We start from the raw sequence: 19,510 nt of genomic DNA, 5'->3' as shown, positions 1-19,510 counted from the left end.
CAACCCTAGTGCGCGGGGTGGGCCGGGTAGGGTCTTAGTGTGAGCGCAGGGGTATGGATGAACGCGGTAGAAGATGTCGGCGACCAGCTCGTCGGCGCCTTCCAGAACCCCGGATTGCTGCTCGGTATCCCGCTGGCGCTGGCCGGCGCCGTGTTCATGTCGCTCGGCGCGCAGTACCAGCACCGCGGCGTGGAGAAGGTCGAACGACTCAGCGGGGCGGCCGGGACCTCCGGGCTCAGCGTCGCTCAGCTTAAGGGACTGCTCACGCGTCCGTCCTGGATCCTCGGCACGTTGATGCTCGGGCTGGCGATCGTCTGTCAGCTCGCCGCACTGGTGAAGGCCCCGCTGATCGTCGTGCAGCCGCTCGGAGCGATCGCACTCGTGATCACGACGCTGCTCAACGCGCGCATCTCCGGCCATTCACCCACGCGGCAATCGATCACGGCGATCGTCTGCTGCGTGGGCGGCATCTTCCTCTTCGTCTTCTTCGCGGCGATCTTCGCCACGGAGCAGGACATCACCGATCGCGAGCTGTTCGTCATCCTGGCGATCCTGCTCGTGGTTATCATCATCCTCGGTGCCTGCTGGCTGATACTCCGGCATCGCATGCGCGCCCTCTTCTACGTCATCGGCGCCGGTATCCTCTACGGTTTCGTCGCCACCCTCGCCAAGGTCGTCATCAAGCGCATCGAGGCGGGGAACTTCGAGTGGATCACGGCGATCTGCGTGCTCGCACTGATCGCCGCGTCGGCCGTCGGCGCGTACTTCGTGCAGACGGCCTACAGCTCGGGCCCGCCGGACCTCGTGATCGCCGGACTCACCGTCGTCGACCCGCTCATCGCGGTGCTCATCGGAATGGTGATCCTCGGCGAGGCGTCCGCCGCGCCGCCGTGGGTGCTGGTGATCTTCGGCGTCGCCGGGGCGATCGCCGTCTGGGGCGTCATCGGTCTGGCCCGGTACCACCCGCAGGTGCTCAGCGACAGCCAGGAGCTCGGCATCACCCGCGGCAGCGGTCCGTCGGCGGGAGCTGCCGCGACACCGCCGAACGATACGGTTCAGCCTGGCGACTCGATCCCGGGCTCGCCCAACAGCCCATAGTCCGTCACGAAACCTCGGGCGCGATGAGCGTCTCTCAGTAGGCCGGATCGATCAGGTCGGGGGAGACCTCCGCTGCGGCCGCTTCGTCGACGAAGAACACGGTGCGCTTGCGACCCTTGGCCCCCGCCGCAGGCACGCTCGTGTAGCTCGCGCCGGCGAGAGCCAGGCCGAGTGCGGATGCCTTGTCGGCCCCGGTCATCACGAGCCAGACGCGCTTCGACGAGTTGAGGACGGGGCGTGTGAGCGTGACCCGCTCCGGGGGCGGCTTGGGGGAGTCGCGTACCGGAAGCACGGCGGCATCCGTCACCGTGACCTCATCGCGATCCGGGAAGAGCGACGCGATGTGGCCGTCCGGTCCGACGCCGAGGAAGCACACGGCGAACGACGGCCACGGGTGCTCGTCAGTGCCGAAGCGCGCCAACTCCGCGGCATACGCCGCCGCCGACTCGTCGAGTGTGAGTCCCGTGTCGGGTCCGGAGACCTCGTGCACGTTCTCCGGCGGGACCGGGATGTGGTCGAGGAGCGCCTGACGCGACTGCAGCGCGTTGCGGTCGGGATCGTCGCGGGGGACGAACCGCTCATCGCCCCACCAGAAATGCACGAGCGACCAATCGATCGAGGCGGACCGCGGATGCTCCGCCGTCGCGCGCAGCACCGCTCCGCCCATCGAGCCGCCGGTCAGCGCGATGTGGGCGATACGGCCGTTGCGGGTGCGCGCGCGCACCCGCGTCAGGAATCGTTCGGCCACGCTCGCGGCGAGGGCAGCGGGCGTGGGTTCGACCACGACCCGCTTCTCTGCGGACGGTGTCTGCGACGACATCATTCTCCTGTCTCGGGCGGACCCAGCTTCTCCCAGCCCTCAGTGATCACTCGACCGTACAGGACGTCGGGGTCGAGCCTGCGCAGCTCCTCCGCGAGACACTCCCGCAGGGTGCGACGCGGGAGGTGCAGATCGTGGTTCGGCTGACCAGGCTGAGTCAGAACAGCGACACCGGGCGTCGGACGCTCGAGCAGGATGTCACCGGAGGCTCGGGTCAGGCGGACCGACTTGATGCCCTCCTCCCAGTGCGACGGGTCCTCATAGGACCAGCGCACCGGGACCTCGAGCGCCATCTGCAGCCATGCGGCCAGCAGTGCCGTGGAAGGCGATGCGGCGGCACCGCGGACCTCCACCCCGGTGATCTCCTCGTAGGGCGGTTGATCGAGCACGGCGGCGAGCTGCTCCCGCCAATGCGTCAGGCGCGTCCATGCCAGATCCGTGTCTCCCGGGGCGTGGGTCTCGCCGAGGAGGGCGAGACGGTCGCGCACGTCGGTCGCGGTCGCGGCATCTGTGATGCGTCGCTGCGCGATCTTGCCGAGCGGGGACTGCGCGGGGTTCACGGGGGCTGCTTCCGGCCACCAGGCGACGACAGGAGCATCGGGCAGGAGCAGTCCGGTGATCAGGCTCTCCTCGTTGCTCGCGGCATCGCCGAACGCGTGGAGGACCACGACTTCGCTGGCTCCGGCGTCGCCACCGACGCGGATCTGCGCGTCGAGGCGGGAATCGCCGTCACCGGTCGTGATGACGATCACGCGCATCGGGTGCTCGCGGGAGGCGTCGTTAGCGGCATCGATGGCCGCCTCAGCCACACCGTTGCGGGCTGAGATGACGAGGGTCAGCACGCGTCCGAGTGCGACGGCGCCGCCCTCCTCGCGCACCTTCACCAGTTGCTTGGCGACCTGGCTGACCGTCGTGTCGGGAAGGTCGATGATCACGGTCGTCTCCAGACTCGTCCGTCGCGGGCCAACAGGGCGTCGGCCGAGGCCGGTCCCCACGAGCCGGGTGCGTACTGCTCCACCGGGCCGCCCTCGGCTGCCCAGTACTCTTCCACCGGGTCGAGGATCTTCCAGGAGAGCTCGACCTCCTCGTGCCGCGGGAACAGCGGCGGATCGCCCAGCAGGACGTCGAGGATGAGACGTTCGTACGCCTCGGGGCTGGCCTCGGTGAACGCGTGACCGTAGCCGAAGTCCATCGTGACGTCGCGCACGTTCGAGCCGCTGCCTGGTACTTTCGAGCCGAAGCGGATCGTCACGCCCTCATCGGGCTGCACACGGATCACCAGCGCGTTCTGCCCCAGCTCTGAGGCGTTGCCGCGACCGAACAGGTGCTGCGGGGCGCGCTTGAACACCACGGCGATCTCGGTGACGCGGCGGCCGAGACGCTTGCCGGTGCGCAGGTAGAACGGCACGTCGGCCCAGCGACGGGTGTCGATCTCGAGCTTGATCGCGGCGTACGTCTCGGTGGTCGACTCGGGGTTCATGCCCTCCTCGGCCAGGAAGCCGGTGACCTTCTCGCCACCCTGCCATCCGCCGTCGTACTGTCCGCGGGCGGTGGCGAGGGAGAGGTCCTCGGGCACGTGGACGGCCGCGAGCACCTTCTCCTTCTCGGCACGCAGGTGCTCGGCGGAGAGGCTGATCGGCTCCTCCATCGCGGTGAGCGCGAGCAGCTGCAGCAGGTGGTTCTGGATCACGTCGCGCGCTGCGCCGATGCCGTCGTAGTACCCCGCACGTCCCCCCACGCCGATGTCCTCGGCCATGGTGATCTGCACGTGGTCGACGTAGTTGCGGTTCCAGATCGGCTCGTACAGCTCGTTGGCGAAGCGCAGCGCCAGGATGTTCTGGACGGTCTCCTTGCCGAGGTAGTGGTCGATGCGGAAGATCGAGTCCGCGGGGAACGCGACCTCGAGCGCTGCGTTCAACGCGCGCGCCGACTCCAGGTCGTGTCCGAACGGCTTCTCGATGACCACACGCCGCCAGCGCTCGTCGTCGTCGCTGTTCTCGCCGACCAGTCCCGAGTCCTTGAGCTGCTTCGCGACGAGCGGGAAGTCCTTCGGCGGGATGGAGAGGTAGAACGCATGATTGCCCATGGTTCCCCGCTCGACGTCGAGCTGGTCGATCGTTTCGCGCAGCTTGCGGAACGAGTCGGGGTTGTCGAACTCGCCCGAGACGAAGCGGATGCCCTGCAGGAGCTGCGCCCACGTCTCCTCGCGGAACGGGGTCCGCGCGTGCTGCTTGACCGCGTCGTACACGACCTGCGCGAAGTCCTGGTCCTCCCAGTCTCGTCGGGCGAACCCGACAAGGGCGAATCCGGGGGGGAGCAGGCCGCGGTTGGCGAGGTCGTAGACCGCGGGCATGAGCTTCTTGCGCGACAGATCGCCGGTCACGCCGAAGATCACGAGAGCGCTGGGCCCCGCGATCCGGTTGAGGCGGCGATCGTCAGGGTCGCGCAGCGGGTTCTGCCCGCGCGAGATGGGAACAGACATCGGTGGGGGATTCTCCTGCTGTCTACTTCTGAGCGGCTTCGAAGAGGGTGAGCACGTCGGCGGACGAGTCGGTGATCGTCAGCGACACGACGGGACGGCCGTGCTCGGCCAGCACCGCGGCATCGCCGGCAGCCTGAGCCTCGATGAGCTGCCCGAAGGTGAACGGGCGCTCGGGGATCTCGAGATCGACGTCGGTGCGCTCCAGGATCTGCAGGAACACGCCCTGAGCCGGTCCACCCTTGTGGTACTGACCCGTCGAGTGCAGGAACCGCGGTCCCCACCCGAACGTGGTCGGGCGACCGGAATCGGCCGCGACGAGCTCGCGGAGCCCCTGCAGCTGCGGCACGTCGAGACGGTTCACGTAGGCCTGGATGGAGACGTAGCCGTCTTCCGCGAGCTGAGCCCACAGCGCGTCGAGCACGCCTTCGACGGTGCCGGAGGCGGCCAGCGCGGCGTCCGAGACACGGACCTCGACGCCGTCCTGCGTGAATGCAGGTGCCGTCGGCTCCGGACGGGCATCCAGCAGGCCGCGCGCGGCGACCTTCGCGGACTCGACGTCGGGCTGGTCGAACGGGTTGATGCCCAGCAGGTGGCCGGCGATCGCGGTGGCGTACTCCCACACGACGAGCTGAGCACCCAGCGTGCCGCTGACGAGGATCTCGCCCTCGTGACGCTCGCGCAGGTGGAACTCGTTCGCGTCATCGACCAGGCGCACGATCTGCAGGTCGGCGGGGTGCGTGTCCAGCTCCGGGGAGACCGGGAGCAGCACGACGGGCAGGATGCCGGTGCCGTTCTTGCCCGTGGACTCGGCGATCAGCTGCTCGATCCAGTCCGGCAGCCCCTTGATGTGGGTGCCGTCGGTGATCAGACCGAGCTTGTCGCGTCGCGGCGAGGTCGCGGAGATCGCCGCGGCCAGACGCAGTGCGGGGTTCTCGGCGGAGTCGACCGCGACCTCGAGCAGCGAAGCCTCTGCCTCGTTGAGCAGCTCGTCGATGTCGACACCGGCGAGCCCGGACGGGACCAGGCCGAACGCGGTGAGCGCCGAGTAACGTCCCCCGACGTTCGGGTCCGCGTTGAAGACGCGGTAGCCCGCCTCGCGTGCCGAGGAATCCAGCGGGGAGCCCGGGTCGGTGACGACCACAATGCGCTCGACGGGGTCGATGCCGAGGTCGCGGAACGCGGCCTCGAACGTGCGACGCTGCGAGTCGGTCTCGACCGTGGAACCGGACTTCGACGAGACGACGAGCACGGTGTCGTCGAGCCCCTCGTCGAGAGCGGCGAGCACCTGACCGGGCGCGGTCGAGTCGAGGATCGTCAGCGGCACCCCGGCGGTCTGCGCGATGACCTCGGGGGCGAGCGACGAACCGCCCATACCGGCCAGCACGACGCGGGAGATGCCCTGGGCGTTCAGCTCATCGCGGAGAGCAGTGATCTCGGCGACCAGCGGACGAGAGATCGACACGGCCTCGACCCATCCCAGACGGACGGCGGCCTCCGCCTCGGCGTCGGCACCCCAGAGGGTGTTGTCGCCGCCCGTGATCCGCGAGGCCACCAGGTCGCGGACGAGGCCGGGGACCGTCTCGTCGATCGCGACGCGGGGTGCGCCGGAGGCGTGGATCGAGAACGTCATCGCTGGGCCTCCAGGCCCTCGGAGACCTGAGCGAGCAGGTCGTGCCAGGAGTCGATGAACTTCGCGACGCCCTCGTCCTCGAGCACCTGGGTGACATCGGCGAAGTCGACGCCCACAGCGGCGAGGTCGGTGAAGACATGGTGCGCCTCGGCGTAGCCACCGGTGATCGTGTCGCCCGTGATGACACCGTGATCGAACGTGGCCTCGAGCGTCTTCTCGGGCATCGTGTTGACGACACCCTCGGCGACGAGCTCGGTCACGTACAGCGTGTCGGGCAGGTTCGGGTCCTTGACGCCGGTCGAGGCCCACAGCGGACGCTGCAGGTTCGCGCCCAGCTTCAGCAGGTCCTGGGCCCGCTTCTCGGCGAACTTCTGCTCGAAGAGCTCGTAGGCGAGACGCGCGTTGGCGAGTCCGGCCTTGCTCTTGAGAGCGAGTGCCTCGTCGGTGCCGATCTCGGTGAGACGCTTGTCGGTCTCGGTGTCGACGCGCGACACGAAGAACGAGGCGACCGAGTGGATGCTCGACAGGTCGAAGTCGGCGCTGTGCGCGCGCTCGAGACCGGCGATGTACGCGTCGATGACCTCAGCGTAGCGCTCCAGGCTGAAGATCAGGGTCACGTTGACGCTGATCCCGCTCGCGATGGCCTCGGTGATGGCCGGAAGGCCCGCCTTGGTGGCGGGGATCTTCACGAGCAGGTTGGGGCGGTCGACCTTGGCCCAGAGCTGCTTGGCCTGGGCGACCGTTCCCTCGGTGTCGTGCGCCAGATCGGGGGAGACCTCGATCGAGACGCGGCCGTCGACGTGGTTCGATGCCTCCCACACCGGCCGGAACACGTCGAGCGCTGCAGCGACGTCCTGCGTCGTGGCGGCGAAGACCGCTTCTTCCGCGGTCGCACCGGTCGCGGCGAGCTCGGTGACCTGAGCGTCGTACGACGTGTCGTTCTTGTCGGTGATCGCGTTGGCGAAGATCGTCGGGTTCGTGGTGACGCCCACGACGTTGCGCGACGCGATCAGGTCGGCGAGGTTGCCCGACGAGATGCGGGTGCGGGAGAGGTCGTCGAGCCAGATGCTGACGCCGGCGGCGGCGAGCTGTGCGGTGGGGGTGCTCATGCGTTCTCCTTGGTGCTGTTGGCTGCGATGGTCTCGCGAGCGGCCGCGATGACGGCCTCGGTGGTGATGCCGAACTTCTCGAACAGGGTCTTGTAGTCGGCGGAGGCGCCGAAGTGGTCGATGCCGACCGAACGACCGCGGTCGCCGACGATGCCGCGCCACGAGAGCACGGATCCGGCCTCGACCGAGACGCGGGCGGTGACGGATGCGGGGAGCACACTCTCGCGGTAGGCCTCGTCCTGCTCGTCGAACCACTCCAACGACGGAGCGGAGACGACGCGGACGCCGATACCCTCCTCGCTCAGGGCGGCGCGGGCGGCGACTGCCAGCTGCACCTCGGAGCCGGTGGCGATGATGATCACGTCAGGCGTGCCACCTGCTGCCTCGGCGAGCACGTACGCGCCCTTGGCGACGTTCGACGCGGCCGCGAAGGTCTCGCCCTCGGCGGCGCCGTCTCCGCGCTCGAACACCGGGATGTTCTGACGCGTCAGGGCGATACCGGCCGGACCCTCCTGGCGGCGCAGGATCTCGAGCCAGGCCTCCGAGGTCTCGTTCGCGTCCGCGGGGCGGACGACGGCGAGGTTCGGGATGGCGCGCAGGGTCGCGATCTGCTCGATCGGCTGGTGCGTGGGCCCGTCCTCACCGAGGGCGACGGAGTCGTGGGTCCAGACGAAGACGCTGGGCACGTTCATGAGCGCGGCGAGACGGACGGCCGGACGCATGTAGTCGCTGAAGATGAGGAAGGTGCCGCCGAACGCACGGGTCTTGCCGTGCAGGACGATGCCGTTCACGATCGCGCCCATGGCGTGTTCGCGGATGCCGAAGTGCAGCACGCGGCCGTACGGGGTGCCCGACCACTCGTGCGTGGACCACTCGGACGGGATGAAGGACGGGGCGCCCTTGATCGTGGTGAGGTTCGACTCCGCGAGGTCTGCCGATCCACCCCACAGCTCGGGGAGCTGGGCGGCGAGCGCGTTGATGACCTGGCCCGACGCGGCGCGGGTCGAGACATCCTTGCCGGCCTCGAAGACCGGGAGCGCCGACGAGATGTTCTCGGGCAGTTCGCCGGACTCGAGGCGGTCGAGCAGCTCCTTGCGCTCGGGGTTCGCCGCGGCCCAGGCGTCGAACGACGTCTGCCACTCGGCGCGGGCCTCGGCGGCGCGTGCGGCGAGGCCGCGGGTGTGCGCGATCACATCGTCGGCGACGGCGAAGTGCTGCTCGGGGTCGAAGCCGAGCACCTTCTTCGTCGCGGCGAGCTCATCGGCGCCGAGCGCGGAACCGTGGATCTTGCCGGAGTTCTGCTTGCCGGGCGACGGCCAGCCGATGATGGTCTTGAGGATGATGAGCGACGGCCTGGACGTCTCGCCCTTGGCGGCCTCGATGGCGGCGTACAGCTCGGCGATGTCTTCGACGTAGTCGCCGGTCTTCTTCCAGTCGACGGTCTGGACCTGCCAGCCGTAGGACTCGTAGCGCTTCGCGACATCCTCGGTGAATGCGACGTTGGTGTCGTCCTCGATCGAGATCTGGTTCGAGTCGTAGATGGCGATCAGGTTGCCGAGCTGCTGGTGGCCCGCGAGCGACGACGCCTCGCTGGTGACGCCCTCCTGCAGGTCGCCATCGCCGGCGATCACGTACACGAAGTGGTCGAACGGGCTGGTGCCCGCCGCGGCCTCGGGGTCGAACAGGCCGCGCTCGTAGCGGGCGGCGTAGGCGAAGCCCACCGCCGAGGCGAGTCCCTGACCCAGCGGGCCGGTCGTGATCTCGACGCCCTTGGTGTGTCCGTACTCCGGGTGGCCCGGGGTCAGCGATCCCCAGGTGCGCAGGGCCTTGAGGTCGTCGAGCTCGAGGCCGAAGCCGCCGAGGTAGAGCTGCACGTACTGCGTGAGGGAGGAATGTCCCACCGAGAGGATGAAGCGGTCACGGCCGAGCCAGTCGGTGTCGGTCGGGTCGTGACGGAGGACCCGCTGGTACAGCAGGTACGCCGCCGGTGCGAGGCTCATGGCGGTGCCGGGGTGGCCGTTTCCGACCTTCTCCACAGCGTCCGCCGCCAGGATCCGCGCGGTATCCACCGCGCGCCGATCGATTTCTTCCCACTGCAATTCCGACACGTCCATGCCCTTTCCGACAGTTTCAAGGGCGCCGTTATTCCCTGGCGCATCCGCATCTGCCCAGGCGCAACCGCCTCGTTGGGAAAGGGGATCACAGCGCCAGGCGCGAGTGATTTCAGCATAGCGGTGCGTCCATTCCCTCTGACGCTGTCTTACGTCGGGGGTCGCGGCGATCGAGCGGCGAGTCGGGTGCCCTAGACTGGAAGGGTTGTCATGACGCGTGTGGAGGAGGCGATCGAGATCTCGACGATGTCTGATCAGACCGTGGGGACTCAGTCCCTCGGTCGCACGGTGAAGGCCTACGTCGCCCTCACGAAGCCCCGCGTCCTGGAACTCCTGCTGGTCTCGACCGTGCCGGTGATGTTCCTCGCGCAGGGTGGCCTGCCCGACATGTGGCTGGTTCTGGCCACCGTGATCGGTGGATCGTTGAGCGCGGGCTCCGCTGCCGCGTTCAACATGTATCTCGACCGCGACATCGATGCGCACATGCACCGCACCGAGAACCGTCCGCTCGTGACGGGTGAGATCACGCCGCGCGGCGCGCTCATCTTCTCGTGGACGCTCGCCGTCGTCTCGACGGTGTGGCTGTGGTTCACGACCAACTGGCTGGCCGCGACGCTCTCCGCCGGCGCGATCTTCTTCTACGTCGTCATCTACACGATGATCCTCAAGCGCCGCACGGAGCAGAACATCGTGTGGGGCGGGATCGCCGGGTGCTTCCCGGTGCTCATCGGATGGGCCGCGGTCACCGAGTCTCTCGACTGGCCGGCGTTCGTGCTGTTCCTGCTGATCTTCCTGTGGACGCCGCCGCACTACTGGCCGCTGTCGATGAAGTACCGGGACGACTACGAGGACGTCGACGTGCCGATGCTCGGCGTCACCCGCAACGCCTCTCAGGTCGGACTCCAGGTCATCCTGTATGCGTGGGCGACGGTGGCCTGCTCCCTCCTGCTGGTGCCGATCGCGAGCATGGGACTCGTCTACACGGTCTCGGCCCTGGTCTTCGGCGGCTGGTTCATCTACGAGTCCCACCGTCTCTACAACCGCGCGGTCCGGGGCACCGAGCCTCGTCCGATGCGTGTCTTCCACGCATCGATCACCTACCTGACTCTGATCTTCGTGGCGGTCGCGGTCGATCCGCTGCTGCCTTTCTAGACGAGCCTGCAGACGAAGAAGGAGGGGCGCCGTGTGACGGTGCCCCTCCTTCTTCGTCTGTGCGTCAGCGGGTGGTCGCCGTCTCCGCCTCGGGAGCCGTCGGCTCCGCGTCGGCGGCCAGGTCGGCCGGTGCGGCCGTGGTGGTTGCGGGGGATGCGGGGGTCTCGTCGATCGTGGTGTCGTTCTCGGCGGTCCAGTCGATGGGTTCGACGACGACCGGAGCTGCGGTGGGGATGAGCGCGCGGACAGCCGTGAGAGCCACGGCGAGCAGGATTCCCAGCACGCCGGCGCCGAGCAGTGCGGCACCCACGACGACCAGGGACTGGCCGACGTAGACCTCGACGCCGGTCGCGGTGCCGTCGGTCAACGTGCTCGTCATCGTGGCGATCTGGCCGGAGATGATCCACCCGCCCACTGCCGCGGATGCCACGGAGAGGACCAGGAGGAGCCAGAAGCCGATGCTGCGTGTGAGTGACTTGTTCATGTCGACCACCATCGCCGATGCGCTGATGAGTCCGCGATGCGCCACCTATGGATCGACTGTGCGCCGACGGAGAGCGCGCCCGGTCATTCCTTTGCGGGGAGCGGACGCTTCAGGTGCAGTACGACGACCGTGTACGTCGCCGCCGAGAGCGAGGCGAGCACCATGTGGATGCCCACCAGGAGCGGCGGCAGCCCTTCGCGCGCCTGCCACACCCCCACGCCGACCTGCACCAGGATCGCCAGGACCAGGACCAGAAGCCAGCGGCGCAGGGAGAGACGGAGCGCCCAGGCCGAGATCGTGAGCGTGAGCACCAATGCGGCCAGGATGTACCCCGGCCAGGAGTGCACGTGCGCGAGGATCGTGGCGTCGAAACCGTGACGCAACACGTCCGCGTCGCCGGAGTGCGGGCCGGAGCCGGTGGTGAGGACTCCGAAGATGATGGTGACCGCGAGGGCGAGTCCCGTGACATGGGTGAGGATCGCGAACCAGGTGGGCACGGCCCGCTCGCGAGGCCCCGGGGTCTCGTACAGACGCACGAGGAACGCGGCGGTGACGCAGACCAGGAGCAGCGAAGACGTGTAGTGGAAGCCGACGATCAGCGGGTTCAGGCCGGTCAGCACCGTGATGCCGCCGACGAGGGCTTGCGCCACCACGCCGATCAGGGTGATCCAGGCGAGCAGGACCAGGTCGCGACGGGCCGGGGTGGTGCGCACCGAGTGCACCGCAGCCGCGATGACCGCGAGCAGGAGGACCCCCAGCGCGATCGGGGAGGCGGGGATGTGCAGCGGCACCGCGATCGCGAACGCCACAGCCGCGGCGACGATCCCGCCGAGAGCGAACCACAGCGCGCGGATGAGGGAGCGGCGACCGCTGATCGTGTGCAGCACCAGCAGCACGACGGCGAGGGCGATGATTCCCACGACGCCCGTCATGAGGCGGTTGCCGAACTCGATGAGCCCGTGCACGCCCTGGACCTCGAGGATCGGTACGAGGGACTCCGGTGTGCAGAGCGGCCAGTCCGAGCATCCGAGGCCTGAGCCGGTGAGGCGAACGGCTCCACCGGTCCCGATGATGATCGTCTCGCTGAGGAACGACAGCCACGCGAGAACTCGGAGCGCGCGCCCCCACAGCGCGGGGTTCGGTGCTGCGGTGTTCTTCCCCTCGGTGCTCGTGGCGGAGGGGATCGTCGTGTCGGGCATTAGTCCTCCGGACCGCGGGTGGCATCGCGAGCACGGCCCGGCCACCAGGCGGAACCTGTAGAATCGAATTGTTGTGATGAGCGCTCACCGCGCTGAAGCATCGTCAACAGTTTAGGCGCGATGTCTGCGCCGGTGATGAGGGCCCACCAGCGGCACCCGCTCCCCGCCGATTCGACGGGGTTCCGGTGTGTCGGGGCGGATGACACCGTTGAGGCCCAATAAGGAGAGTGTGATGTCGGATGTGCTGATCGACCGCCCAGAGCTGGAAAGCCTGGGGGTGTACGAATTCGGATGGCACGACGCCGATGCGGCCGGTGCCATCGCGAAGCGAGGGATCTCCGAAGAGGTGGTCCGGGGCATCTCTGCACTCAAGGACGAACCCGAGTGGATGCTGAAGACGCGCCTGAAGGGTTATCAGCTCTTCGGCCGCAAGCCGATGCCCACGTGGGGCGCCGATCTCAGCGAGATCGACTTCGACAACATCAAGTACTTCGTGCGCTCGACCGAGAAGCAGGCGCAGTCGTGGGAAGACCTTCCTGCGGAGATCCGCGAGACCTACGAGCGCCTCGGCATCCCCGAGGCCGAGCGTCAGCGCCTCGTGGCCGGTGTGGCCGCTCAGTACGAGTCCGAGGTCGTCTACCACCAGATCCGCGAGGACCTGGAGGAGCAGGGTGTCATCTTCATGGACACCGACACCGCTCTGCGTGAGCACCCCGAGATCTTCGAAGAGTACTTCGGCACCGTGATCCCGCCCGGCGACAACAAGTTCGCCGCGCTGAACACGGCGGTATGGTCGGGCGGATCGTTCGTCTACGTCCCCAAGGGTGTGCACGTCGAGATCCCGCTGCAGGCGTACTTCCGCATCAACACCGAGAACATGGGCCAGTTCGAGCGGACCCTGATCATCGCCGACGAGGACAGCTACGTCCACTACATCGAGGGCTGCACTGCTCCGATCTACAAGTCGGACTCGCTGCACTCGGCCGTGGTCGAGATCATCGTGAAGAAGAACGCCCGCGTGCGCTACACGACGATCCAGAACTGGTCGAACAACGTCTACAACCTCGTCACCAAGCGCGCGGTCGCCCACGAGGGCGCCACGATGGAATGGGTCGACGGCAACATCGGCTCCAAGGTGACGATGAAGTACCCGTCGATCTATCTGATGGGGGAGCACGCCAAGGGTGAGACCCTCTCCGTCGCCTTCGCCGGCCCCGGACAGCACCAGGACGCCGGCGCGAAGATGATCCACATGGCGCCGTACACCCAGTCGTCGATCATCTCGAAGTCGATCGCCCGCGGCGGCGGACGTGCGGGATACCGCGGTGAGGTGCGCGTCGACGCGGCGGCACACCACTCGGCGAACACCGTGCGCTGCGATGCGCTGCTGGTCGACACCAAGTCGCGCTCGGACACCTACCCGGCGATCGACATCCGTGTCGACGACGTGCAGCTCGGTCACGAGGCCACGGTCTCGAAGGTCAGCGAGGAGCAGCTCTTCTATCTGCAGTCCCGTGGCATGCCCGAGGACGAGGCGATGGCGATGATCGTGCGCGGCTTCATCGAGCCGATCGCGCGCGAGCTGCCGATGGAGTATGCGATGGAGCTCAACAAGCTCATCGAAATGGGTATGGAAGGCAGCGTGGGATGACCGCCCCTCTGACGATGAATGGAAGTGTCGGCTAGATGACGGCCCAGACGACGACGCCGACGGCGTCGCACTACACGAGCGCCCACGTGGACCCTGCGGCACAGGTGGCCGAAGCCGGTTTCGTGCCGGTCCAGACCCGCTCGGAGCGACCGCACTCCTTCGAGCCCGCGGACTTCGGAGCGCCCACAGGGCGTGAGGTCAACTGGAAGCACACCCCGGTCGCTCAGCTGACTTCGCTGTTCGAGGTTGCCGAGAAGAACGACGGCGTGCGGTACGACATCCGCTCCGGCGAGCAGTACGTCGCAGCCCCGCTCGCTGCCGGCACAGCTCCGCGAGGTGAGGTCTTCCTCGCCGAGGACGTCACGGCCGCCGTGGCCTGGCAGGGGGCGAAGGAAGCGCTGTACATCCGCATCCCGCGCGAGGAAGAGGTCGCAGAGCCCGTCCTCGTCGCGATCGAGGGACTCGGCGCCGACCGCCGTGCCGATGCGCACATCGTGATCGAGGCGCTCGAGCACAGCGTCGCGACCGTGGTGCTGCAGCACACCGGTAGTGCCCAGTACGCGCAGAACATCGAGATCATCGCGCGTCCTGGTTCGAAGCTCACCGTGATCAGTCTCCAGCAGTGGCAGGATGACGCGGTGCACACGGCTGCCCATCAGGCCAGGGTCGACGCCGACGCGACGCTCAAGCACTTCGTGGTCAGCTTCGGCGGCGGCATCGTTCGGGTGAACCCCAACGTCGAGCTCGCCGGTGCAGGTTCCGAGGGCTACCTCTACGGCCTCTCCTACGCAGACGCCGGGCAGCACCTCGAGAGCCAGGTCTACCTGCACCACAAGGGTCCGCGTACCAAGGGTGATGTTCTCTACAAAGGCGCGCTGCAGGGCCAGGGCGCGCACAGCGTCTGGATCGGCGATGTGCTCATCGGCCAGAACGCCACGGGAACCGATTCCTACGAGGCGAACCGCAACCTGGTGCTGACCGAGGGTGCACGTGCCGACTCGATCCCGAACCTCGAGATCGAGACGGGTGACATCCTCGGCGCGGGCCACGCGAGCGCGACCGGTCGCTTCGACGACGAGCAGCTGTTCTACCTGCAGGCCAGGGGCATCAGCGAAGAAGAGGCACGTCGCCTCGTCGTGCTCGGATTCCTCACCGACATCGTGCAGCGACTCGGCATCCCGGCTCTGGAGACGGAGCTGCTCGACGCGATCGAGACCGAACTCGCGGCGGTGGAGGCATGACCGCCGAGCGCGTCTGCGGTCTCTCCGACCTCGAGCAGGACACGCCCCTGCGTGTCGAGCCGGGCGGAGTGGCGATCACCGTCATCAAGGACGGCGATGGCGTCGTGCACGCCATCGGCGACACCTGCACTCACGGAGAGATCTCCCTCTCCGAGGGGTTCGTCGAGGGTGACACGGTCGAGTGCTGGGCCCATGGCTCCGCCTTCTCGCTGCTCACCGGCGTTCCCCAGAACCTCCCCGCTTATGAGCCCGTCCCGGTCTACGTCGTCGTGATCGACGGCGACGACGTGCTCATCGACCCGACCGTGATTAAGGAAGTCTGAATGTCTGTTCTCGAGATCCGCGACCTGTACGTGACGGTCGAGACCGAGTCGGGGACCACCCCGATCCTCAACGGAATCACCCTCACCATGAACACCGGTGAGACGCACGCCATCATGGGTCCCAACGGCTCCGGCAAGTCGACGCTGGCGTACACGATCGCCGGTCACCCCAAGTACACCGTCACGAGCGGTTCGATCACCTTCGACGGCGCTGATGTGCTCGAGATGACGGTCGACGAGCGTGCGCGCGCGGGTCTGTTCCTCGCGATGCAGTACCCGGTCGAGATCCCCGGCGTCACCGTGACGAACTTCCTCCGCACGGCGAAGACCGCGCTCGACGGCGAGGCTCCGGCGATCCGCGGCTGGACCAAGGACGTCAAGTCGGCCATGGCGAACCTGCGTATGGACCCGAAGTTCGCGCAGCGCAACGTCAACGAGGGCTTCTCCGGTGGCGAGAAGAAGCGTCACGAGATCCTGCAGCTCGAGGTGCTGAAGCCGAAGTTCGCGATCCTCGACGAGACCGACTCCGGTCTCGACGTCGACGCGCTCAAGATCGTCTCCGAGGGCGTCAACCGCGCGAAGGAGTCCACCGGGCTCGGCGTGCTGCTGATCACCCACTACACGCGCATCCTCCGCTACATCCGTCCCGACTTCGTGCACGTGGTCGTCGCCGGCAAGATCGTGGAAGAGGGCGGCCCGGAGCTCGCCGACCGGCTCGAGGACGAAGGATACGACCGTTTCCTCGACCCCGCAGCCCCGCTCGAGGCGTAGGCTGACTGCATGACCGCGACGCTCACGGACCAGAAGTACGACGAGGTCACCGAGGCTCTGAAAGACGTCATGGATCCCGAACTGGGGATCAACGTCGTCGACCTCGGCCTCATCTACGATCTCGCCTGGGATGACGAGAACGATGCTCTCGTCATCCACATGACGCTCACCAGTGCGGGCTGCCCTCTCACGGACGTGCTCGAGGACCAGACCGCGCAGGCGCTGGACAGCGTCGTCGACCGGTTCCGGATCAACTGGGTCTGGATGCCGCCGTGGGGTCCTGAGCGCATCACCGATGACGGACGCGACATGATGCGCGCGCTCGGCTTCGCGATCTGAGGATGCTGCGCGTCACGGCCCTGCCGCTCGACGAGCTGCGCGAACGCACCAGTGAGAAGTGGCGGGAGTATCCCGCAGACGTGCTTCCACTATTCGTGGCGGAGACCGATTTTCCGCTAGCCCCTGCTGTCACCGAGGCGCTTCGTCGAGCTGTCGAGTCCGGCGACACGGGGTATGTGGCCTCTCGTACCCCGCTCGCCGAGGCGCACGCCGCGTTCGCCCTGCGCCGTTTCGGATGGCAGGTCGATCCGGCGCGCTCCCGCAGCACGGCCGATGTCAGCATGGGGATCGTCGAGATCCTGCGCCGAGTGACGCGACCGGGGGAGCGGGTCGTGGTGACCCCGCCCGTGTATCCGCCGTTCTACGACCTCGTCGAGGAGGCGGGTGCCGAGATCGAGCGCGTGCCCCTGCGGGACACCGGGGCGGGCTGGGAGCTCGACCTCGACGGCATCCGCACGGCCTTCGCTACCGGCGCGACCGCGATCCTGCTCTGCAATCCGCACAACCCGACTGGGACCGTTCACGACCGGTCGGCCCTCGCGGCTCTTGCCGAGCTCGCCGACGAGTTCGGCGCGAGCGTGGTGTCGGACGAGATCCATGCTCCGCTCGCTCAGCCGAGAACGGGCTTCACCCCGTTCCTCTCGGTGAACGACGCGGCACAGCGCGTCGGCTACGCCGTGGTCAGCGCCAGCAAGGCGTTCAACCTGGCTGGTCTCAAGTGCGCTCTGATGGTGACGGCGGACGACGCGACCACCGCCGTGGTGCGTGCGCTGCCCGTCGAGGTGGAGTGGCGGACCGGGCAGTTCGGGTTGTTGGCTGCGGTGGCGGCGTTCTCGGAGGAGAGCGACGCCTGGCTCGATGGGCTGCTGCACACCCTCGATGAGAACCGCGTGCTCCTCGCACGGCTTCTGGCACAGCATCTTCCCGGAGCCCGCTACCGCCTCCCGGATGCCGGCTACCTCGCATGGATTGACCTGACCGACCTCGGCTGGGGTGACAACCCCGCCCGGCGCATCCTGCGCGAGGCCAAGGTCGCCCTGCACTACGGGCCGGCGTTCGGCGACGAGGGCAAGGGGCACGTGCGTCTGAACTTCGGCACCAGTCCCGAGATCATCACCGAGGCCATCGAGCGCATCGCTGCTCTCGTGGTGCGATGACCGAGGTGCAGGCCGAGGCGTCGATCTGGGATCGTCAGCGTCGCTGGGTGACGCTCGGCGCGGTGGCTCTGATCTTCCTCGCCGCCATCGAGTCGCTGGCGGTGACGACTGTGATGCCGATCGTCAGCGAGGCGTTGGACGGGCAGGCGCTGTATGCCGTCGCGTTCGCGGGGACGCTGGCCACCAGCGTCATCGGCATGGTCGCCGCCGGAGCCTGGTCGGACGGTCGTGGACCGCGCGGGGCGCTCTACGTCGCGGTCTCCCTGTTCCTGATCGGTCTGGTCATCTCCGGGGTAGCCGTCACGATGCATCAGTTCCTCGCCGGCCGGCTCGTACAGGGCCTCGGCGCGGGAGGGCAGACCGTCGCGCTCTATGTCGTGGTCGCCCGGCTGTACCCTCCGCATCTGCACGGTCGCGTGTTCGCGGCGTTCGCCGCCGCGTGGGTGGTCCCGTCGATGATCGGCCCCTTCCTCGCGGGAGCGGTCGCCGAGTTCCTCGATTGGCGCTGGGCCTTCCTCGGCGTCGCGGTGCTGACCGCGGCGGCGTTCCTCACGATCGCGGCACGCCTGCGCGGGGTCGATCTCGGGCACGGTGTGCCGCAGGATCGGCGCGCGGTGGTGACGCGTCTGCTGCTGGCCGTCGTGGTGGCCGTGTTCGCGGTGCTGATCGGCTTCTCGGCTGAGATGGTGCCGCCCGTCGGCTGGCCGGTGGCGATCGGTGCGGTGGTGGTGATCGGCGTCGCACTGCTCCCGCTGGTGCCGAAGGGCACGCTGCGCGCCGGGCGCGGACTCCCCAGCGTCGTGCTGATGCGCGGCCTGGTGGCGGGGGCGTTCTTCGCCGCCGAAGCGTACATCCCGTATCTGCTGATGAAGCGGTTCGACTTCACCGCGACATGGGCGGGGATCGCCCTGATGCTCGCGGCATTCGCCTGGGCGGGTGCCTCCGCGCTGCAGGGGCGCTACGGCGAGAGGCTCGGCAACCGTCGCATCACGGTGATCAGCCTGAGCCTGCTGCTGGGGGCGATCGCGAGCGTGCTGCTCACCTCGGTGTGGGGGATCTCACCGCTGCTCGTGATCCTCGGATGGGCGCTCGGCGGTGGCGGCATGGGGCTGCTCTACCCGCGTCTGACCGTGCTGACCCTGGCTTACTCGGGGCCGGACGATCAGGGCTTCAACTCTTCGGCGCTGTCGATCTCGGACGCCACCGGATCAGCCGTCGCGATCGCCATCGCGGGTCTGGGCGTCGCCACGCTCGGCGGCGGCGTGAGCGCGTTCAGCGCGGTCTTCGCCTTCTGCGTGGTGCTGGTGTTCCTGGCGTCGGTCCCTGGCCTCAGGCTCGGTCACGCCGCGGAGCAGTCGCACCGCTGACCACGCCGGTCAGCGCCGTCACACCGAGGTCGAAGACACGATCGAGGCCGGCGGTGACGTCGTGCTCCGCCCCGACCTCGTCGTCGGCCATCACGGCGCCATAGCTGTCGGCATGCATGCGCTGCTGCACGAGCGTCGCGTGGCCGAGAACGAAGTGCATGATCGCGGCAGCCCGTTCGTGAGGGGAATCGGCGCCGTCGGCGACCAGCGCGTCGTGCACCGCGGTCTGCGCGGAGGAGGAGCCGAGGCGGAGCGCGTAGGTGCTCAGCACGAGTTCGGCACCGTCGCGATAGGCGAACAGAGCATCACGGATGCCGCGCGCCGTGTCGAGCACCGACGCATCGCCGCGCGGAATGCCGGCGGTGATCCGGTCGGCGAGTTCGGCCAGCAGCGCCTGCTTGCTGGCGAAATGCCAGTAGAGCGCGCTGGGCTGCACGTCGAGGCGTGCCGCGATGCGGCGCATCGAGAGATCGGCGAGCCCGACCTCGTCGAGCAGCGCCAGTGCGGCGCGGGCGACGCCGTCGCGGTCGTGCCGCGTCGAGTTGTGTGCAGGGGTCATGATCTCACTATACTGAA

18 protein-coding genes are annotated in these 19,510 nt (G+C 68.1%); 9 read left to right on the top strand and 9 right to left on the bottom strand.

Annotated features, from left to right (window positions below):
* Positions 1–57: 57 nt before the first annotated feature.
* A complete protein-coding gene (locus KZC51_RS12740; protein WP_247630317.1) occupies positions 58–1,098 on the top strand; it encodes a DMT family transporter in 1,041 nt (346 codons plus the stop codon).
* 34 nt (positions 1,099–1,132) lie between these two features.
* Here the strand turns inward: KZC51_RS12740 and pgl are convergent, their stop codons facing one another.
* Genes pgl through tkt form a run of 6 tightly spaced genes read right to left on the bottom strand, consistent with a single transcriptional unit; the run spans position 1,133 to position 9,253 of the window.
* A complete protein-coding gene (gene pgl, locus KZC51_RS12735; protein WP_247630316.1) occupies positions 1,133–1,918 on the bottom strand; it encodes a 6-phosphogluconolactonase in 786 nt (261 codons plus the stop codon).
* The gene (locus KZC51_RS12730; RefSeq protein ID WP_247630315.1) at positions 1,918–2,853 is read right to left on the bottom strand and encodes a glucose-6-phosphate dehydrogenase assembly protein OpcA; all 936 of its coding nucleotides are present in this window, start codon (positions 2,851–2,853) and stop codon (positions 1,918–1,920) included. The genes pgl and KZC51_RS12730 overlap by 1 nt, the downstream gene beginning before the upstream one ends.
* The gene (zwf, locus tag KZC51_RS12725; RefSeq protein ID WP_141871797.1) at positions 2,850–4,400 is read right to left on the bottom strand and encodes a glucose-6-phosphate dehydrogenase; all 1,551 of its coding nucleotides are present in this window, start codon (positions 4,398–4,400) and stop codon (positions 2,850–2,852) included. Before zwf ends, KZC51_RS12730 begins: the two co-directional genes overlap by 4 nt.
* Before the next feature lie 22 nt (positions 4,401–4,422).
* Entirely contained in the window at positions 4,423–6,030 is a 1,608-nt protein-coding gene (locus KZC51_RS12720; RefSeq protein ID WP_247630314.1) for a glucose-6-phosphate isomerase, read from the bottom strand.
* Complete coding sequence (gene tal / locus KZC51_RS12715) at positions 6,027–7,139, bottom strand: transaldolase (RefSeq protein WP_247630313.1); 1,113 nt, start codon at positions 7,137–7,139, stop codon at positions 6,027–6,029. Before tal ends, KZC51_RS12720 begins: the two co-directional genes overlap by 4 nt.
* A complete protein-coding gene (tkt, locus tag KZC51_RS12710) occupies positions 7,136–9,253 on the bottom strand; it encodes a transketolase (RefSeq protein ID WP_281731750.1) in 2,118 nt (705 codons plus the stop codon). The genes tal and tkt overlap by 4 nt, the downstream gene beginning before the upstream one ends.
* 243 nt (positions 9,254–9,496) lie before the next feature.
* Here tkt and KZC51_RS12705 point away from each other — a divergent pair, with 243 nt between their 5' ends.
* Entirely contained in the window at positions 9,497–10,402 is a 906-nt protein-coding gene (locus tag KZC51_RS12705; RefSeq protein ID WP_247630651.1) for a heme o synthase, read from the top strand.
* 64 nt (positions 10,403–10,466) lie between these two features.
* Here KZC51_RS12705 and KZC51_RS12700 read toward each other — a convergent pair whose 3' ends face one another.
* The gene (locus tag KZC51_RS12700; RefSeq protein WP_247630312.1) at positions 10,467–10,886 is read right to left on the bottom strand and encodes a hypothetical protein; all 420 of its coding nucleotides are present in this window, start codon (positions 10,884–10,886) and stop codon (positions 10,467–10,469) included.
* Between the two features lie 83 nt (positions 10,887–10,969).
* Positions 10,970–12,085, bottom strand: a complete 1,116-nt coding sequence (locus KZC51_RS12695; protein ID WP_247630311.1) for a COX15/CtaA family protein — start codon at positions 12,083–12,085, stop codon at positions 10,970–10,972.
* Between the two features lie 232 nt (positions 12,086–12,317).
* On the opposite strand from KZC51_RS12695, the gene sufB reads away from it, so the two are divergent.
* From sufB to KZC51_RS12660, 7 genes are read left to right on the top strand one after another with little or no spacing between them, the layout of a single operon-like run.
* A complete protein-coding gene (gene sufB, locus KZC51_RS12690; protein WP_247630310.1) occupies positions 12,318–13,736 on the top strand; it encodes a Fe-S cluster assembly protein SufB in 1,419 nt (472 codons plus the stop codon).
* Between the two features lie 35 nt (positions 13,737–13,771).
* Entirely contained in the window at positions 13,772–14,977 is a 1,206-nt protein-coding gene (sufD, locus tag KZC51_RS12685; RefSeq protein WP_247630309.1) for a Fe-S cluster assembly protein SufD, read from the top strand.
* Entirely contained in the window at positions 14,974–15,300 is a 327-nt protein-coding gene (locus KZC51_RS12680) for a Rieske 2Fe-2S domain-containing protein (RefSeq protein ID WP_247630308.1), read from the top strand. The genes sufD and KZC51_RS12680 overlap by 4 nt, the downstream gene beginning before the upstream one ends.
* Positions 15,301–16,071: a Fe-S cluster assembly ATPase SufC gene (gene sufC / locus KZC51_RS12675; protein WP_247630307.1), complete on the top strand. Its 771-nt coding sequence runs from the start codon at positions 15,301–15,303 to the stop codon at positions 16,069–16,071.
* A 9-nt stretch (positions 16,072–16,080) separates the two neighbouring features.
* Entirely contained in the window at positions 16,081–16,410 is a 330-nt protein-coding gene (locus tag KZC51_RS12670; protein WP_141871806.1) for a metal-sulfur cluster assembly factor, read from the top strand.
* A gap of 2 nt (positions 16,411–16,412) precedes the next feature.
* Entirely contained in the window at positions 16,413–17,567 is a 1,155-nt protein-coding gene (locus tag KZC51_RS12665; RefSeq protein ID WP_247630306.1) for a MalY/PatB family protein, read from the top strand.
* Positions 17,564–18,934, top strand: coding sequence for an MFS transporter (locus tag KZC51_RS12660; RefSeq protein ID WP_247630305.1), 1,371 nt, complete (start codon positions 17,564–17,566; stop codon positions 18,932–18,934). The genes KZC51_RS12665 and KZC51_RS12660 overlap by 4 nt, the downstream gene beginning before the upstream one ends.
* Here KZC51_RS12660 and KZC51_RS12655 read toward each other — a convergent pair.
* Positions 18,897–19,493, bottom strand: a complete 597-nt coding sequence (locus KZC51_RS12655; RefSeq protein ID WP_247630304.1) for a TetR family transcriptional regulator — start codon at positions 19,491–19,493, stop codon at positions 18,897–18,899. The genes KZC51_RS12660 and KZC51_RS12655 overlap by 38 nt on opposite strands.
* Positions 19,494–19,510 lie beyond the last annotated feature (17 nt).

The organism is Microbacterium croceum (assembly GCF_023091245.1).
GTDB lineage: Bacteria > Actinomycetota > Actinomycetes > Actinomycetales > Microbacteriaceae > Microbacterium > Microbacterium croceum.
The sequence above is the reverse complement of the archived record's forward strand: the minus strand, read 5'-3'. Positions and strand labels throughout refer to the sequence as shown.

Bases quoted from the DNA above. Each gene is read 5' to 3' on its own strand.
- KZC51_RS12660 (WP_247630305.1), top strand. From the start codon at position 17,564: ATGACCGAGGTGCAGGCCGAGGCGTCGATCTGGGATCGTCAGCGTCGC.
- KZC51_RS12655 (WP_247630304.1), bottom strand. From the start codon at position 19,493: ATGACCCCTGCACACAACTCGACGCGGCACGACCGCGACGGCGTCGCC.
- KZC51_RS12680 (WP_247630308.1), top strand. From the start codon at position 14,974: ATGACCGCCGAGCGCGTCTGCGGTCTCTCCGACCTCGAGCAGGACACG.
- KZC51_RS12705 (WP_247630651.1), top strand. From the start codon at position 9,497: ATGTCTGATCAGACCGTGGGGACTCAGTCCCTCGGTCGCACGGTGAAG.
- sufB (WP_247630310.1), top strand. From the start codon at position 12,318: ATGTCGGATGTGCTGATCGACCGCCCAGAGCTGGAAAGCCTGGGGGTG.
- pgl (WP_247630316.1), bottom strand. From the start codon at position 1,918: ATGTCGTCGCAGACACCGTCCGCAGAGAAGCGGGTCGTGGTCGAACCC.
- KZC51_RS12700 (WP_247630312.1), bottom strand. From the start codon at position 10,886: ATGAACAAGTCACTCACACGCAGCATCGGCTTCTGGCTCCTCCTGGTC.
- KZC51_RS12720 (WP_247630314.1), bottom strand. From the start codon at position 6,030: ATGACGTTCTCGATCCACGCCTCCGGCGCACCCCGCGTCGCGATCGAC.
- tkt (WP_281731750.1), bottom strand. From the start codon at position 9,253: ATGGACGTGTCGGAATTGCAGTGGGAAGAAATCGATCGGCGCGCGGTG.
- zwf (WP_141871797.1), bottom strand. From the start codon at position 4,400: ATGTCTGTTCCCATCTCGCGCGGGCAGAACCCGCTGCGCGACCCTGAC.
- KZC51_RS12695 (WP_247630311.1), bottom strand. From the start codon at position 12,085: ATGCCCGACACGACGATCCCCTCCGCCACGAGCACCGAGGGGAAGAAC.
- KZC51_RS12670 (WP_141871806.1), top strand. From the start codon at position 16,081: ATGACCGCGACGCTCACGGACCAGAAGTACGACGAGGTCACCGAGGCT.
- tal (WP_247630313.1), bottom strand. From the start codon at position 7,139: ATGAGCACCCCCACCGCACAGCTCGCCGCCGCCGGCGTCAGCATCTGG.
- KZC51_RS12740 (WP_247630317.1), top strand. From the start codon at position 58: ATGAACGCGGTAGAAGATGTCGGCGACCAGCTCGTCGGCGCCTTCCAG.
- sufC (WP_247630307.1), top strand. From the start codon at position 15,301: ATGTCTGTTCTCGAGATCCGCGACCTGTACGTGACGGTCGAGACCGAG.
- sufD (WP_247630309.1), top strand. From the start codon at position 13,772: ATGACGGCCCAGACGACGACGCCGACGGCGTCGCACTACACGAGCGCC.
- KZC51_RS12665 (WP_247630306.1), top strand. From the start codon at position 16,413: ATGCTGCGCGTCACGGCCCTGCCGCTCGACGAGCTGCGCGAACGCACC.